We start from the raw sequence: 16,565 nt of genomic DNA, 5'->3' as shown, positions 1-16,565 counted from the left end.
TTATTTATGAAGGCGAAAAAATTAGCTCAATTTTTTGCTAATTAACTCACCAATTTCCATTAGTAAATCCATTTCAGCTTCTGTAAAATCATAAGGTATTGGTTTAGCGATACCAATAGTGCCATAAAGCTTTTCATTGTGCATTAGTGGCGCTGCCAATGACCCTTCTACTTTAGTATCCTTTGCTGAAGGTCTGGCTACTCCAGAATCATCGGTCTGTAGATTACACATTTCAACAGGTTTTCTACGTTCGGCTGCAATACCAGCCATACCTTTCCCAATAGGAATACTAGATAACTTCGGAATCAAAAATTCTGGAATACCTACCTGTGATTTAAGCTGTAACAAAGCGTCTTTATCTAAAAAGTGTAAGGTACCGGTAGAACAGTCAAAATGTTCTAAAGTTATTTTCAAAAGAGTATCCCAGTTTGGTGTGTCCGTTGATAATTCAGTATGTATAGCTGCTATAATTTCTTTAGAGTTTGTCATTTTATTTTTTCTAAGGATTTTTCAATTCAAAATTAATGATTTCGCTGATTTCATCTGCTCGGTCAACTATCATAAAGTGTTCTCCACCCTTAATTAGTTTCATTTTAGTAATACCTTTTGGCGGAATCAATTTATCTTTTGTGCCGTTTATCTTAACTACGTTTACAGATTCTTTTAAATTCTGCCATGTAGTAAATTCTTGTAACGCCCATTTCACAAAGTTTAGATCGGTATCATCCAATATATCATAAAACAGCTGTGCGTTTTTAGCTCCGATGATATACTTCGCAAGAAACCTAGGTGGATTGAATAGAGAAGCAGGTATAAGCTTCAAAAACCTAGATTTGCCAACCCATTTATAGATGGGTCTCAATTCACGTTTTGTTTGTGCAGAAGAGATAAGAATTACTTTCTCCGGATGAAGTATTTGGTTTATTTCAGTGGCTATTAATCCACCAAAGCTTACACCGATCAGTGCAAATTCCTTCGAGGTGTCTATAACTGCGCTAAGCCTTTCAGAATAACTTTTAATAGATTCATTCCTATTAGGTATTAACCAATCAATAGGAATTATCTCAACATCTAATGTTAAATGCTCAAAGACCCTTTTGTCAGCACCTAAACCACTAACTGCGTATACATTCAAAATAGTTTATTTAAAATCATACAATGTACTACCAAAATAGTATTTTGGCAGATTGCTTATGCAATTATAAAGGTACGTTTTAATCTCTTTTTGAAAAGAATTTAACCTAAGCTACTTTCCCTTTTCTAGGTGCTCTTCTGTAGGCGTAATAACCTAATACTGCATAAATTGCTTTTTCTAAAGCAATTCTTATTGGAAACAATTCTTCTCCTAAAGATTCATCTATGGAACGCAGTTGCATGTAGTAATTACTAATAAGTGGGTATTTCTTATTAGCTGCAATATGAGCCTTGGCATTATTAAAAGCTTCAGTTTTTTGTTCCTTAATAGGTTTACAAGTAACCAATGTAGGAGTATTATTTTTGTGAAGCATGGCAGAAAATCCAAACAACCTACAAATGAGTCCGCGATGCGCATATTCCGAACAGAAGCCTTTAGAATCTGGGGCAATAACTTTGTTTAAAACAGGGCATATTTTATTGTCCTTATCATTTTGTAGATCTTCTAGCCATTCTTCTGCTTCGCCATTTTTTAAAAGGTGATAAGCTAGAGGTAAAAACTCCAATGCAGTAGCATTGATGTCCGGTTTTAGACAACAAAGTCCGCAATTGGCTACACAGCTTAAACCGGTAGAATTTTGAAAGGAGTCCAAGTCCTTATCCAATTGATTGAAAATGCGATTTACAGCTTGAACTTTTTGATATAATGTCACTTATGTATTTAAGGTCGTGCGAAGGTAGACTATGTTTTAATGCGGTAAACAAATTAAAAAATTAAATAATTTGTAGCGATAATTAGCTTAAAATCAAGTGTTTAAATTCTGAAATTGAATTATATAAGAATAGTATTCTACTCAAATTAGAACCTTAAGGTTTTTAAACGCAATGGTTCTTGGTTTGTATTAAAATTAATATGAAAACCTATTACACCTAATACTTGCTCTTCTTCTGTAAGAACTTGAACCTCCCATTCACCTGGCATTACATTGGTTTTATAAGTATAACCCCTAAATCCACCATCTCTACCACCTGTAATATCATAACCAATATCTTCAACGGTTACCCATTCTTTGCTTTCATCATTATATCTTCTCCATCTATGAAATATCGATTTTTTTAAATCTGTTGGGGCAAAAATTGAAGAGAATATATAAACCCGTTGGGCTGGAGTATAACTGTAATCTAATTTGTGTTTTCTCCAAAAAATGAACGATTCTTCTGGTTCATAGCTTACTTCATATTTACCATTTTTTAAAACAATATTATGAGCCACAATACCTTTATCTAGTGCCATAGGTACAGGCGGAATCAATTTTAAAAAGTAGAATAAATTAATAACACCGTAAATAGCCAATATAATGGCAATCATTTTAGCTAGATTAATTTCTTTACGGGTACTTGGACTTCTGCCATATATTACAATGAGAAGAACTAGGGTGCAAACTAAGCTAGCTGCACCAGAAAATAAGAATATAGTGGTGTTTAATTCCTTCAAGAAAACAGGAATCATAAAAGTGAAAAATGTGAAACTTATAAAGTAATAGACACCAAACTGCAGATATTTATTAGAGATTCGTTTTTTAAGAAATTCATTGGCAATTAGCAGTAACACAAGAATAATAAAGAACGATGCTGTTTTGGATAATGAAACACTTCTAGAAAAGTAAATTACATAGGCACTTGATAATCCGCCAAAAAAGAACTGAATTGCTAGTGGCAAGTACTCTTCATACCGTTCTAAAAAGGTATTTTTCCATTTACCATCATCAGCTAAATTATAGAGGTACAACGTTATAGATAAAGAGGTCATGTGTAGACATAAAACCGTAAGGTCATACGTGCGGTCAATACGACCTAAAGTTAGGGTGTCAAATATGAACCCTCCAATAAAGAAAAGTATCGGCGCATATTTAGAGTGTCTTCTAATAAAACTTCTGAAGGCGCTATTTTTAAATTTGGAGAGCGTTTTTTTCATGGGGTGCCTAACAAATAGCTACGGCAAAAATACCTTTCTTAAAAAAGAAAATTGACCTGATATAATTTATGATGAACGCTAAAAATGAATATGCTGTAAAGTGAACTTTAATGATTGGTTTCAATATAGAAATTTGGGTCTACATTAAAGGTTTTAAATTTGCCTTTCATTTTTTCCGATTGCCATTCGTTACTTGGTTCTAGCCAAACAGGGGTGTCATCTACATATACTTTTATAGGTAGGGTGAATTTCTCGACAGTATTTGTAAAACGATATGATAGCTTTTTACCTTTCACCTTATACTCGAAAACCGGAATCTTGGTCGTTCTTAAGTACTGGTCAAAAAAGGGTTTTAAATCGCGATTCATTTCTATACCAATCACCTTCTCAATTTCGTCAGTAGTTACTGTTTTATGATAGAATTCTGAATTTAGACCACGTAAAATAGTTCTCCATTTTCTATCATCATTTACTACTTGTCGTAAGGTGTGAAGAATATTAGAGCCTTTATAGTACATATCGCTACTACCTTCATGATTTACATTGTAGATCCCTATAATGGGTTTGTCGTTTTTAATATTATTTCGAATGCCTTGTACATATGCATTTGCCGCCTCTGTACCATAATGATAGTCTAAAAATAGACTTTCAGAATAGCAGGTGAACCCTTCGTGAATCCACATATCCGCAGCATCTTTATAGGTGATATTATTTGCAAACCATTCGTGCCCAGCTTCATGAATAATAATAAAATCGAATTTTAACCCCCAACCGGTGCCAGATAAATCTGTCCCTAAATAGCCTTTTTGATATTGATTGCCATAGGTCACAGAGCTTTGGTGTTCCATACCTAAATACGGGACTTCTACCAATTTAAATGAGTCTTCATAAAAAGGGTAGGGTCCGAACCAATATTCAAAGGCTTGCATCATTTTAGGAGCATCTTTAAAATGGACCTTTGCTTTCTCTAGATTGTCTTTTAGAACATAATAATCCATATCAAGTGTACCTTTTTCTCCTTGATAAGTTTCATCGAAATGAGCATAATCACCAATATTGACATTAACACCATAATTGTTGATAGGGTTAGAAACAAACCAATTGTAGGTATTTGTCTCTTTGTCAACACTTCTAAGGCGACCATTAGAGACATTCATTAATCCTTTTGGTGCTTTTACACTGATTAACATACTGTCAACCTCGTCGTACATGTGGTCTTTATTAGGCCACCATACACTAGCACCTAGACCTTGGCAAGAAGTAGCGACAAAATCGTTGCCATTAGCATCTTTTTTCCAAGAGAATCCACCATCCCAAGGAGCTCTAACCGCTTCTTTTGGATGACCAGAATACGTGACAACAACCTCATTAAAATCACCTACTTGCTGAGGTTTCATTAATTGTATAAAATGAGCATTTATGTTATGTGTTACTTCAAGTTCAACTCCGTCTTGGGTCACTTTTTCTATACGTAACGGTTGTTGTAAATCTACCTGTAGTACTTGCTGAGGTTTCAGCACTTTGTAGCGAATTGTATTGCTTCCGTTGATAAACTTATCATCAGGATTAACATCAATATCTAAGTGATAATAATTAAGGTCCCACCATTCACGTTCAGGCGTAATACTGCCTCTAAGCGTATCTTGTTCAGTAAAGGTCTGTGCTTGAGAAAAAGTAAATATCCCGAGGGTAAAAGCAACAAGTAGTTTGTTCATATCTAATATGGATTAAGCCTATCTAAAAATTCCGTTAGGAAAAACAACCGGACTTTCAAATCCGTTTTCTCCAACAGTAGAAACTCCGAAGAAAAAATTATCGATAACGATGCCTTTCAAAACAAATTCAGAAACATCACCTACATATCTACTATAATCCCAGGTTGGAGATGTGGTATCTCTCCAGTATATTTTATATCCTTTTGCTCCATCAACCTTGCTCCATTGAAATTTTGCGGCAGGCTCCACAATACCACCTATTTTAACGGTTTTCGGTGCAGGAGGAGCCCAAGCAATAGATGCAAGGTTAATAGCGTTTACAGCAGTTAATTTAGCAGCATACTTAAAGTTTACATGCTCTAGAACATCGCCATAAGCAATACCATCTTCAACACGAATATCTTGATGTTGTTGTGTGTAGTTCTCATGAGCTTCCATAATACGAATTCCAGGGAAACCTGCATCGTTAAAAGGTCTATGGTGCCCACCACGACCAAAACGATCTAAACGATAAATCATCATTGGGTTCATTTCTGGCATGTACTGCTTCACGTTTTTATGAACGTATCGTGCTAATTGTCTAGAAATTCCGTCAACTTCACCACCATAAAAACGTCTTGCTTTACGCTGAGCTTCAGTTTCGGTAGGTGGTACAGGTTCAGAGAAAATTCTAAAATCTACATTACTTACCGTACCATCCACACCAGTAATATTACCGATCATATCATTATTGAAAATACCAATAACTTCCCAGCCTTTATCTTTAGCATATTGCGCAATACCGCCACCGCCGAAAAGACCTTGCTCCTCACCAGACAGACCCATATAAATGATGCTATTCTCGAATTTGTATTTAGAAAGAACACGAGCGGCTTCTATAGTACCGGCCATACCGCTGGCATTATCATTCGCACCCGGAGAATCATCAGTGAAATTGGTAGGGTCACTAACACGAGAATCTATATCGCCACTCATAATAATATAACGATTTGGGTATTTTGACCCTTTTTGAATAGCAAGCACATTAACTACTTCTACATCTTTTACAATACGGTCGTTAGCTCCTTTTTTAACTAAATCTTTTTGAAAGAAAACATTTAAACACCCATTACATTCAGCAGATGTTTTTTCGAATTCACTTTTAATCCAACGTCTTGCAGCACCAATACCCCTTGTTGTTGAAACGGTATCGCTTAAGGTATGTCTAGTACCAAAATTGACAAGTTTAGTAACATCGTTTTCTATTCGTTCAGTAGAAACCGCATCAATAATATCATAAATACGTTGGTCGGTTTGCGCCGTTAATGTAATAGCTGAGGTTAGTAAGGTAAGCAGTAATAATTTTTTCATTTCAATTTTTTTTATGAGTAAAGCTAGTATGGGCAATAGGTTTCTAAAATTAAGTAAAATATAGGGTTGAGCATAATTTCATGTATAAAAGTATAGGAGCGTATGGTATAGTTTTAATAGGATAAAAAAAGTGTTTCTTTTTAAGCAGACATTATCATCTCTTTTTGCTCAATAAATAGTACACACCTAACAGCGGACCTATAGCTAAAGGAATAAATAAAAGATCAATAGGGATGATCGATTGAAGTGATCCTAGAAGTTGAATACTTATAATAGTAATGGCAAAACCAATACAATTTACTAGAGTTAGAGCAGTGCCTTTTAATTCAGGTGCCACGGCTGATGCCACCAAGTTTGAGAATTGAGGAGAATCTGCAGTAACAGCAATGCCCCATAAACACCAACCTGCCAAGAATACATATATAGGAAGTGAAAATAAAAGTGGAGAAATTAAACATAGAAATCCGGATGCTATTAATGCTATAAGCGCTACCTTTTTACTACCTATACGCTGAGAAAGTATGCCACCATAGGCGCAAGATAATCCGCCGAGGGCAATAACGATTCCTGACCAAAGTGAGACCGAAATAGCACTACCTGATTGAATGGCAAAATATTGAATGGCAATAGGTGTAAAAGCCCAAAAGGCATAGAGTTCCCACATGTGCCCGAAATAGCCAAATGCAGCTTTTTTAAATTCGAAATTTTTAAAAAGCTTCGGTCCCGCATCAAATTTTAAAGTAGTACTTGCCACTCGATACGGACCGTTGGGAACAAGTAAAAAAAGTAATAGTCCGCCAAAAGCAGTAATACTGGAGGTTAATATAATAACCTTGTCTGGATGACTTGCTAAAGGGCTTCCTTTAATTAAAAAAGGAAAAGCGGTGCCTAGAACTAATGCTCCGACCAAAAAACCTAATGCTTTACCAAGTCCTTTTTCGTAGTAATCAGCAGCTATTTTCATTCCTACGGGATAAATACCTGCTAAAAAGAAACCTGTACTAAATCTAGCAAATAGTAAACCACCCACGTTTAAATCTGGATAAATTAATGTCAGATTAGAAACAGATGCTAGAAAGGCACAAATCATAAATACTCTTGAGGGAGAGAACCGATCTGCAATCATTAAAACTCCGAATATTAGGGTACCGATAATGAATCCGAATTGTACTGAAGAAATGACATGACTAACAATGTCTGCACCAAAATCTAACTTTTTGGTTAGCGATTCTAATATTGCATTCCCTGCAAACCATGTAGAAGTACAGGCAAATTGCGAGAGAATAATGATGGGGAGAATATGTGGCTTTTGTTTCAATAGATTAGTTAACAAAAGTTACTTTAACTATCTCATTATTTTCTACTTCATAAATAGCTACACCTTTAAAAATTTTGCCATTTGCAGTAATTGATTCTTCATCTATTACTATATTTCCGATGACAATTCTATTGACAATTTCGCAATGTAAATCAGGGGAAGAATTAAAGAAATCAACATAGTCGGATCGCATTGCGTCTGAACCATCTGACTGTAATTCTCCTGAATACCTATAAATTTTAGCTTGTTTTGAATACGTGGCTAAAAAACCGTCGATGTCTCTATTGTTATAAGCTTCAAGTTGCTTTTGAACAATGACTTCGGGGTCAAAAGTTGTTTTTTTATCTCTAATAAAAGTCATGGTTTTTATGAGTCCGTCAGTTTCATAAATGGCCACTTGTTGTTTTTGTTTGTCACCAATAGTGACAAATTCTTGGTCTATTACGGTAGAACCAATTACAATTCTTGAAGATACCTTAACTTCAATGGAAGGTGTTTTTTTATAAAAAGCCTCATAGCCATCTTTTAGTTGTTCTCTACCAATGGATATAGTATCCTGAGAGAAATTTTTAACCACAACATCTTCTGAATAACAACTTGCAAAAGCTTCTAAATCACGTGCATTAAAAGTTTCTACTTGCTTTTGTACAATTTTATCTGGAGCATCTTTAGTTACAAAAGATAGGTATTTTCCATTGGGACTAATTGACAGCCTAGAAATTGCTAGCATTTCTAATTCAGTTGGATGAAATTCATGGAGAGTGCTAATTTTATTGTCTATTTGAGGTTGATACTTTGCTATTCTTGATTTATCTGAAAATAAAATAGTACCATCTGGAGACCAGGTGACATCTTCAATTTTACTAAATACATTTAGAATATCAGATGCGTCTTTTGTAATTGGATTTAATGATTTAATTGTCCAAGTTCCATTATTAATCTTTGCTTTGCTAATATAACTTATCAAGTTACTTTTCGGAATTTTATGCAACGACCTACCTACATTCTTATGTGCAGTATAATGGGTGTTCTCTTTTAAGTTATACACCACCAAATCCATACGATTTTCAATCAAAACCGTGCAAACAATAATATCACTAGAAAACCAAACATGGTAACCCACTTTTAAATCTGGTAATAATACCTTTGAGTCACCCGTTTTCAAATCATATTCGTATAAACGTTGTAAACCATCTTCATCTAAGCGAACAGCAGAAATGGCATCTCTACCAAGAATTTTCAAAGGAGAATATTCACTACCATTTGGTGTATTAGATAGCCAAATTGTTGTTTTATCGTTTATATCATAAAGGGCGATATCTGTTTGATTATTTCTTGTTGATGCAAATAGAATTTTATCGTCAGAAAAAAATGAAGGCTGATTATCATAGCCTTCATTGTTAGAAATATTTATCGGAGTACCAATTTTTAAAGAGTCATTTGACCGATCTAAACTTGCCAGATATACTTCTGTGCCTTGTTGAGCATAAGAGTTAAGGCAACAAATAACACTTACAAATGCAATATTGAGAATTTGTTTCATTGTAAATAATATGTAAGTAACGTTATTTTTTGTCGGCAAATCGCTTCAAAATTGCACGAACATTTTTAGTGTTATCAACAAAATATCTTGCTTGTGTTTTTTGACGACCAACCTTTACTGTAATAGATTCTTCAGGTAGTTCTTGAAACATAAATTCATCGGTCCAATCATCACCAATTGCAAAAACAAAATCGTAATCATGTTCGGTATACACACGCATAGAGGCTCTACCTTTGTTTACGTTACTACTTTTAATTTCCATTACCTTATTACCATTTAAGACACTTAAGTCGTCATTGGCGATAAGACTTGTAAGTACGGTATTTAGTTCAACAGAACGCTTTTGACCAAAATCAGGATCTGTTTTTCTATAATGCCATGCTAAAGAATAATTTTTCTCTTCAATAAAACTACCAGGTGTACGGTCCACAAAAGATTCTAACACCGGTAAAATCTTCTCCATCCAGTCTTTCTTAACATTTTCTAGCATTCTAAATTCTTCGCCACCTTGAGAAATCCATACGCCATGTTCAACAATCATGTTGTACTTTTTAGGCAAGAACCATTTAGTGAACGTTTCTTTATCTCGCCCACTTATTAAATACATGTCTGTGTTTGGTTGAGAAGAAATCGCATCTAGTAGTTTGTATAATTCTTCGTCTGGCGATGCTTTTTGTGGATCCGCATGAAAACCAGCCAACGTACCGTCATAGTCCAAAAACACCAATCTTCTTTTTGCTTTATTATAATCATCCATCACCGTATTCAAGATGTCTGCTGAGAGTTTTCTTGACTTATAAGTTTGGTCTTTTTCTTTTTGACCCACTAACGATGTCATAAAGTCATTTGCCCATTTTTCAACGTTATAACGCTCTAACCTTTTTTGTAATAGCGTGTTTCTAGCTATCTGTTCTTCTTTAGGCATATTAATAGCTTCATTCAAAGCATCTGCAATTTGTTCAAAATTGTTAGGGTTTATCAATAGCGATTCGTTCATTTCATTGGCAGAACCCGCCATTTCACTAAGTATTAGAACCCCTGTTTTATCAGTTCTAGTAGCAATATATTCTTTGGCTACCAAATTCATACCATCTCTAATTGGTGTCAACCAAGCAATGTCAGAAGACGTATATAGGTCAATTAGGTTTTCAAAAGGCATAGATCTGTAGAAATACCAAATAGGTGTCCAGCTTACGGTTGAAAGTTCGCCGTTAATGCGACCAACCAATTCATCAACCTCTCGTTTTAGTAATTGATATTGCGGTACGTTGGAGCGCGAAGGCACGGCAAGTATAATAAGTCTTACTTTTTCTTTATACTGCGGGTATTTATTTAAGAAATATTCAAAAGCATTAAGTCGTTTCGCAATACCTTTTGTATAATCTAAACGGTCAATAGATAAAAAGAACTTAGCATCTGGGGCTGATTTTTTATGGGTATCTAATCGTTTTTGCAATTCAGACTTTTCGTCTTCAGTACGTTGCGAATGTTCTTTAGCTGCATCGCTGAATTTCTTATAATCGATTCCCATGGGAAAAGAGTCAACTTTAATAACTCTATCATCTAAGTAGATATCATTAAAACTAACCTCTAAGCCCAATAGTCTGCGTACAGAGCTTAAAAAGTGGCGTTCATAGTCATACGTATGAAAACCAATTAAATCAGACCCTAATAGGCCTTGTAATACTTCTTGTCGCCAAGGTAGTGTTCTAAATATTTCATACGATGGAAATGGAATGTGTAAAAAGAAACCGATTGAAATATCTGGTCTTTGGGCACGAACCATTTGTGGTACTAGCATTAATTGGTAATCGTGAATCCAGATTGTATCATCATTATCGGCTTTTTCAAGAATAGCATCTGCAAATTTTTGATTAACAGCCTTGTAAACTTCCCAACTTTCAAGCTCAAATTCAGAGTATTCTAAGAAATAGTGGAATAGGGGCCATATGGTTCTATTGCTAAACCCGTAGTAAAAACCATCAACTTCTTTTTCTGTAAGGTTTACTTTAGAAGATCCATGTTTAGCTAGTGCCTTATCAATTTTAGGAATTAGCTCTTCTGGTATTTCCTCATCAGTCAATCCGCTCCAGCCAATCCAAAGGCTATCTCCACCCGAGTGTACAGATTTCATTCCGGTTGCTAAACCACCAACACTTGGTACCGCAGTAATGTCTCCATTGCTAATTTGTAATTGTACAGGTAGTCTATTTGAGATAATGATAGTTTTCGCCATAAAAGAGATTTTTTTGCTACTTCTTGATAATTATTTCTCTAAATTTCGGGAAAAAGGAGGGCAATACCAATTGAAACCTCATATGAATTAAGATTTTTATTGAATGGATAATTTAGACTACGGAATAATAGGGAATTGTAGAAGTGCAGCATTAATTTCAAAGACTGGAAGTATTGAATGGTGCTGTTTACCAGAATTTGATAGTCCATCTATTTTTGCAAAATTACTGGATGAAGAGATTGGTGGTAGTTTTGATATCAATGTAGATGATAGCTATGTCATTACCCAAAAATATGAGCAATTCACAAATATATTAATCACCTCTTTTAAATCTGGCAACGACCATTTTGAGATTCATGATTTCATGCCACGTTATAGAAAAGAAGGTAATGCTTACCATGCGCCACCAGAGTTGATTAGATATTTTAAATATATATCTGGTGCTCCAAAATTTTCAGTTGTTTACGATCCCAAGCTTGAGTATGCAATGGGTAAAACTGAATCATTTATAAAAAAAGATTTTATAGCGAGCCTTACACATGAGGTTAAATTCGATACTATATTTTTGTATTCTTCTTTTGATAAGAAGACTATTGTAGATAGCGGCGAAATTGAGTTAAAAGAAGATGGTTATATTTTGGTAGGTTATAATGAAAAACTATTGTTACCTACTACTGACAGGGCTTACTTAGATTTACAGAATACAAAAGTATATTGGTTGAATTGGTCTAATTTGACACCTACCTATGAGAAATTCAACGAAGAAATTTCTAGAAGTGCACTGACATTAAAGCTTTTAAGCTATGATAAGACAGGTGCAGTTTTAGCGGCAGCGACCACATCATTACCAGAGACAATAGGCGAAGTACGTAATTGGGATTACCGATTCTGTTGGATCCGCGATGCGTCTATGGTAATTAAAGTAGTATCAGAATTGGGTCATAAGAACGTTGCAAGACGTTATTTACAGTTCATTATAGATTTGATACCAGATAAGGCGGAGAAGCTTCAAATCATGTACGGTATTAATAAAGAAAAGAAGTTGACCGAAGTAACCTTAGAGCACCTAGCAGGTTATAAAGGCTCTAAGCCAGTAAGAATAGGTAATGCAGCTTATCATCAAAAGCAAAACGATATCTATGGTATACTAATGGATGTTATCTATGAACAGATGGCGAAATTTAGTGTAGATATTGATAATGGTGAAGACCTTTGGGCTATTACAAAAGGAATCGTTTGGATTGTAAGTAATAATTGGAAAGATGCCGATAAAGGTATTTGGGAGTTCAGAACAGAAGATAGACATTTTACATTCTCAAAAGTATTATGCTGGACAGCTTTGGATCGTGCGATTAAGGTTGCCGAAATGCTAGATAAGAAGCATAAAATTGAGAAATGGGAGCCTATTAGAGCAGAAATCTGGAAAGACATATATGACAATGCTTGGAATGAAGAAGTAGGCGCATACACGCAGTCTTACGGATCTAAAGAGTTAGATGCATCTGTATTGTTGATGGAATCTTATGGATGTGTGAATGCAAAAGACGAAAGATACATAAGTACAGTACATGCCATAGGGAAGGAATTAAATAATGACGGATTACTATATCGTTACAAAAATGAGGATGATTTTGGTTTGCCTTCATCATCATTTACAGTTTGCACATTCTGGTATATAAATAGCTTATTTAAAATAGGAGAACGCAAAAAAGCATTAGAGTATTTTGAGCGATTATTAAGTTATAGTAATCATTTAGGTCTCTTTAGTGAAGATATTGATTTTAAGACCAAAAGATTATTAGGGAACTTCCCGCAAGCCTATTCTCATTTAGCGTTAATAGAGTGTGCAATCAACTTCTCTAAAAAGGAAAGTGAAGATCAAATGCTAGAGTCATTAAGGGAATAGTTAGCGAGTAGCAAAAGACTTAATCTTTTTGATTAAGGCTTTAAAATGTTGGTCAGTTGTAAACGGATTCATCACCGTAATGCGCATGTAATGCATACCTTTTAGTTTCGTTTGTACAATATAAAATTCGCCATCTTCTAAAAGAGATTGGCGAATTTTTGCATTAAGAGCATTTATATGTTCTTCGTCCATATTAGCAGGGCAATACCTAAAACATACAATATTAGACATTGGTTGTAGCGCTAGTTCAAAATTTGGCTCCTTTTCAATAAGATGAGCAAAGTGAGCACCTAAATCATAAAGGTGGGTAACATTAGCATCAAAAACTTCTTCTCCGTATAATTTAAGCATCGTGAACCAATGAATAGCCATCATATTTTTAGTGCATTCAAACGTACGTTTGCCAGAGTTATACCAATCTTCATGCTCAGAATCTGTAAGTAAGTAATCTGCTTTTTGGCTAAAAGTGGCATTAGCATTTACGACGTTTTTATAGAGTAGGGCAGTGGTCAGCGCTGGCATCATCATCATTTTATGTCCGTCAATAACAACAGAATCAGCCAATTCAATACCTTTAAGGGTGTGCTTGTATTTTTTGGAGAAAATACCCGCTCCACCATGTGCGCCATCAACATGAAACCAAATATTTTGTTTTTTAGCAAATTCTCCAAATACTTCTAAGTCATCAAAAATACCGGTAGCAGTAGAAGGAGCACTACCAATAATAGCGAAGATTTCAATTCCCTTTTCCTGTGCTTCTTTAAATTTAGATTCCAGTAAATCGGTATCCATTCTAAATTCTTTGGTTACAGGAACTTTGATAATTCCCTGTTCACCTAAACCCATAATTCTTGCGGCGCGATCAACACAATAATGTGCTTCTTCGCTTACCATAATACCTAATTGATTTTGGTTGCCCTCATTCCAAATATCTCTTTTGGTAATTGCTTTTCTTGCACTTAATAATGCAGTTAAATTTGCTAATGTTCCACCAGAGGTTAAGAATCCTCCAGAAGTGTCATCGAAACCAATTTTCTCGCAAATCAATTCTATAATAATGCGTTCAATAGCATTAGAGGACATACCCATCTCATAAACCGCAGTCCCATTATTTAATAATGAACTAATTAAACCAGTGAGTGCAGTAACTGGAGCTGGCGGACTCACTTGATGCCCCATATAATTTGGGTGGTGTACGTAAGTGGTACGTTTAGTTATTTCTAAAAAAAGATCTTTTTTATCTCCATTAGTTAAAAATTTCTTCCAGAATTCTAGTTCCTTTTCAGGTTCGTTCCAGTTGATAGCATTACGAGAAGAAGCACTCAGTTTATCCTCCAAGTGAGAAGACAATTGATCGATTAGAATATGACCATTCGAATTAAAATCGGAAGTATTATAAACCTGTTCTAGTAATTTTTTATGCATGGTTTAAAAGTAGTCGCAATATCAATATTTACCAAACAAAAAAACCGCCCCAATTGGGACGGTTTAATATTCAAGTTACCAAACAACAAAAGGTAATCTGAATTAGTCAAACGTGTAACCGTTATCTGCAGCAACCTTATCGGCAATTTGTGTGCGTAAGGCAACTACATTAGGGTAGTTTGTATATTTAGTAAAACGTTTAAGTCCCATTAACATCATTCTTTGCTCATCACCTTCAGCAAAAGAAACGATAGCTTCTTTACCTTTATTGATGATAGTTTCAGTAGCGCTGAACAAGTATAATCTAGACATGGCAATTTGAGTAGCTTGTGCTTCTTCACCAAATCGTTTTGCATTTTTCTCAGTACGTAATAAAGCAGATTCTGCCATATAAACTTCAATAAGAATATCAGAAGCAGCCAACATTAATTGTTGGTGATTCTCTAACTCTGCTCCGTATTTCTGTACCGCAGATCCAGCAACCATTAAGAAAACCTTTTTAAGTCTTTTTAAGATATCTTTTTCTTCAGCAAATAGTTCAGAAAAATCTGGTACATCAAAAGAAGGAATTCCCATTAATTCTTCACCAACAGCAGTAGCAGGACCTAAAAGATCAACATGACCTTTCATAGCTTTTTTCACAAGCATACCTACAGCCAACATTCTGTTGATTTCGTTTGTACCTTCATAGATACGGGCAATTCTTGAATCTCTCCATGCAGATTCCATTGGTGTATCAGCACTAAAGCCCATACCTCCAAAAATCTGAATACCTTCATCTGTAGTTTTTTGACAATCTTCAGAAACAGCTACTTTAAGAATAGAACATTCTATAGCATATTCTTCAACTCCTTTAAGTTCAGCCTCTTGGTGCGTATTACCTTCAGCTTCACGCATAGCAATACGATCTTCTATATTTTTTGCAGCACGGTAACTTGCAGATTCATCAACATAAACGCTAGTTGCCATTTCGGCAATTTTAGACTTAATAGCGCCAAAGTTCATAATTGGAGTTTTAAACTGAATACGCTCGTTAGCATATTTAGTAGCTTCACCGATAACTCTTCTTTGTGCATCTAAACAAGCAGCCGCTAATTTAATACGACCAACATTTAATGCGTTCATTGCAATTTTGAATCCGTTACCTCTAGTAGATAACATGTTTTCAGTCGAAACTTTAGTTTCATTAAAGAAAACCTGACGAGTAGAAGAGGAGTGAATACCTAATTTCTTTTCTTCATCACCTAAAGTGATACCGTTACTTGGGTCATTTTCTACAATGAAACCAGTAATGTTCTTGTCATCTTCAATACGAGCAAATACGATAAACATATTACAGAAGCCTGCATTTGAAATCCACATTTTTTGGCCTGTAATACTGTATGATTTACCATCTGCAGAAAGAACAGCTTTAGTTTTTCCTGAGTTAGCATCAGAACCAGCACCTGGTTCAGTAAGGCAATAAGCGCCAAACCATTCTCCAGAAGCTAATCTTGGTACATATTTTTGTTTTTGCTCCTCAGATCCATAAAGTGTAATTGGCATAGTTCCAATTCCTGTATGTGCTCCAAAAGCCGTACTGAAAGATCCAGTAGCACCGGAAATGTAATCACATACTAACATGGTAGAAACGAATCCCATACCCATACCACCATATGATTCTGGTACAGCTACACTCAATAATCCTAGTTCACCAGCTTTACGCATAGTTTCTTCGGTAAAGGCGTAATCTTTATTTTCAAAACGCTCCCAATGTGCCCAAAGTTCTCTGTCAACAAATTCTTTGGTGCTTTCACGCATCATGCGTTGCTCTTCATTCAAATCTTCTAATGTGAAAACATCTTCACAATTGGTTTCTTTGACAAGGAACTGTCCTCCTCTAAGAATATCTTTTTTTACTGTATCTGTACTCATGTTGTTAATAGTATTTAGTGTAAAGTAATTAGTATTAAGTATTCAGTAA

12 protein-coding genes are annotated in these 16,565 nt (G+C 35.1%); 1 reads left to right on the top strand and 11 read right to left on the bottom strand.

The features are described from left to right. Positions 1–21 precede the first annotated feature (21 nt). The 9 genes from BUC31_RS13440 to BUC31_RS13400 form a co-directional block, all read right to left on the bottom strand. Positions 22–489, bottom strand: coding sequence for a GAF domain-containing protein (locus BUC31_RS13440; protein WP_084135041.1), 468 nt, complete (start codon positions 487–489; stop codon positions 22–24). A gap of 10 nt (positions 490–499) precedes the next feature. After that, positions 500–1,135 (bottom strand): alpha/beta fold hydrolase, encoded by a 636-nt coding sequence (locus BUC31_RS13435; RefSeq protein ID WP_073244984.1) that lies wholly within the window; start codon positions 1,133–1,135, stop codon positions 500–502. 106 nt (positions 1,136–1,241) lie between these two features. After that, positions 1,242–1,847, bottom strand: a complete 606-nt coding sequence (locus tag BUC31_RS13430) for a YkgJ family cysteine cluster protein (RefSeq protein ID WP_073244982.1) — start codon at positions 1,845–1,847, stop codon at positions 1,242–1,244. Between the two features lie 146 nt (positions 1,848–1,993). Continuing rightward, positions 1,994–3,109 carry a DUF2914 domain-containing protein gene (locus tag BUC31_RS13425; RefSeq protein ID WP_073244979.1) on the bottom strand — a complete coding sequence of 372 codons (1,116 nt, stop codon included), beginning with the start codon at positions 3,107–3,109 and terminating at the stop codon, positions 1,994–1,996. 107 nt (positions 3,110–3,216) lie between these two features. Further along, positions 3,217–4,824, bottom strand: a complete 1,608-nt coding sequence (locus BUC31_RS13420) for a M1 family metallopeptidase (protein ID WP_073244977.1) — start codon at positions 4,822–4,824, stop codon at positions 3,217–3,219. 18 nt (positions 4,825–4,842) lie between these two features. Further along, positions 4,843–6,174: a M28 family peptidase gene (locus BUC31_RS13415; RefSeq protein ID WP_073244975.1), complete on the bottom strand. Its 1,332-nt coding sequence runs from the start codon at positions 6,172–6,174 to the stop codon at positions 4,843–4,845. A gap of 154 nt (positions 6,175–6,328) precedes the next feature. Continuing rightward, a complete protein-coding gene (locus BUC31_RS13410) occupies positions 6,329–7,492 on the bottom strand; it encodes an MFS transporter (protein ID WP_073245965.1) in 1,164 nt (387 codons plus the stop codon). A 4-nt stretch (positions 7,493–7,496) separates the two neighbouring features. Then, positions 7,497–9,035, bottom strand: a complete 1,539-nt coding sequence (locus tag BUC31_RS13405; RefSeq protein WP_073244973.1) for a nuclear transport factor 2 family protein — start codon at positions 9,033–9,035, stop codon at positions 7,497–7,499. 22 nt (positions 9,036–9,057) lie between these two features. Then, positions 9,058–11,271: a bifunctional alpha,alpha-trehalose-phosphate synthase (UDP-forming)/trehalose-phosphatase gene (locus BUC31_RS13400; protein WP_073244971.1), complete on the bottom strand. Its 2,214-nt coding sequence runs from the start codon at positions 11,269–11,271 to the stop codon at positions 9,058–9,060. Between the two features lie 103 nt (positions 11,272–11,374). Between BUC31_RS13400 and BUC31_RS13395 the strand changes: the two genes are divergently transcribed. After that, entirely contained in the window at positions 11,375–13,177 is a 1,803-nt protein-coding gene (locus BUC31_RS13395) for a glycoside hydrolase family 15 protein (RefSeq protein WP_073244969.1), read from the top strand. On the opposite strand, the gene BUC31_RS13390 is transcribed toward BUC31_RS13395, so the two are convergent. Beyond that, positions 13,178–14,602: a pyridoxal phosphate-dependent decarboxylase family protein gene (locus tag BUC31_RS13390; RefSeq protein WP_073244967.1), complete on the bottom strand. Its 1,425-nt coding sequence runs from the start codon at positions 14,600–14,602 to the stop codon at positions 13,178–13,180. A gap of 102 nt (positions 14,603–14,704) precedes the next feature. After that, on the bottom strand, positions 14,705–16,516 hold the full coding sequence (locus BUC31_RS13385) for an acyl-CoA dehydrogenase family protein (RefSeq protein WP_073244965.1): 1,812 nt from the start codon (positions 16,514–16,516) through the stop codon (positions 14,705–14,707). Positions 16,517–16,565: the final 49 nt, after the last annotated feature.

Origin of the sequence: Maribacter aquivivus (assembly GCF_900142175.1) — a bacterium.
In the GTDB taxonomy this organism is placed as follows: domain Bacteria; phylum Bacteroidota; class Bacteroidia; order Flavobacteriales; family Flavobacteriaceae; genus Maribacter; species Maribacter aquivivus.
The sequence above is the reverse complement of the archived record's forward strand: the minus strand, read 5'-3'. Positions and strand labels throughout refer to the sequence as shown.

Excerpts from the sequence above, each read along its gene's own strand:
- BUC31_RS13440 (WP_084135041.1), bottom strand. The coding sequence starts at position 489 with ATGACAAACTCTAAAGAAATTATAGCAGCTATACATACTGAATTATCA.
- BUC31_RS13425 (WP_073244979.1), bottom strand. The coding sequence starts at position 3,109 with ATGAAAAAAACGCTCTCCAAATTTAAAAATAGCGCCTTCAGAAGTTTT.
- BUC31_RS13420 (WP_073244977.1), bottom strand. The coding sequence starts at position 4,824 with ATGAACAAACTACTTGTTGCTTTTACCCTCGGGATATTTACTTTTTCT.
- BUC31_RS13415 (WP_073244975.1), bottom strand. The coding sequence starts at position 6,174 with ATGAAAAAATTATTACTGCTTACCTTACTAACCTCAGCTATTACATTA.
- BUC31_RS13405 (WP_073244973.1), bottom strand. The coding sequence starts at position 9,035 with ATGAAACAAATTCTCAATATTGCATTTGTAAGTGTTATTTGTTGCCTT.
- BUC31_RS13400 (WP_073244971.1), bottom strand. The coding sequence starts at position 11,271 with ATGGCGAAAACTATCATTATCTCAAATAGACTACCTGTACAATTACAA.
- BUC31_RS13395 (WP_073244969.1), top strand. The coding sequence starts at position 11,375 with ATGGATAATTTAGACTACGGAATAATAGGGAATTGTAGAAGTGCAGCA.
- BUC31_RS13390 (WP_073244967.1), bottom strand. The coding sequence starts at position 14,602 with ATGCATAAAAAATTACTAGAACAGGTTTATAATACTTCCGATTTTAAT.
- BUC31_RS13385 (WP_073244965.1), bottom strand. The coding sequence starts at position 16,516 with ATGAGTACAGATACAGTAAAAAAAGATATTCTTAGAGGAGGACAGTTC.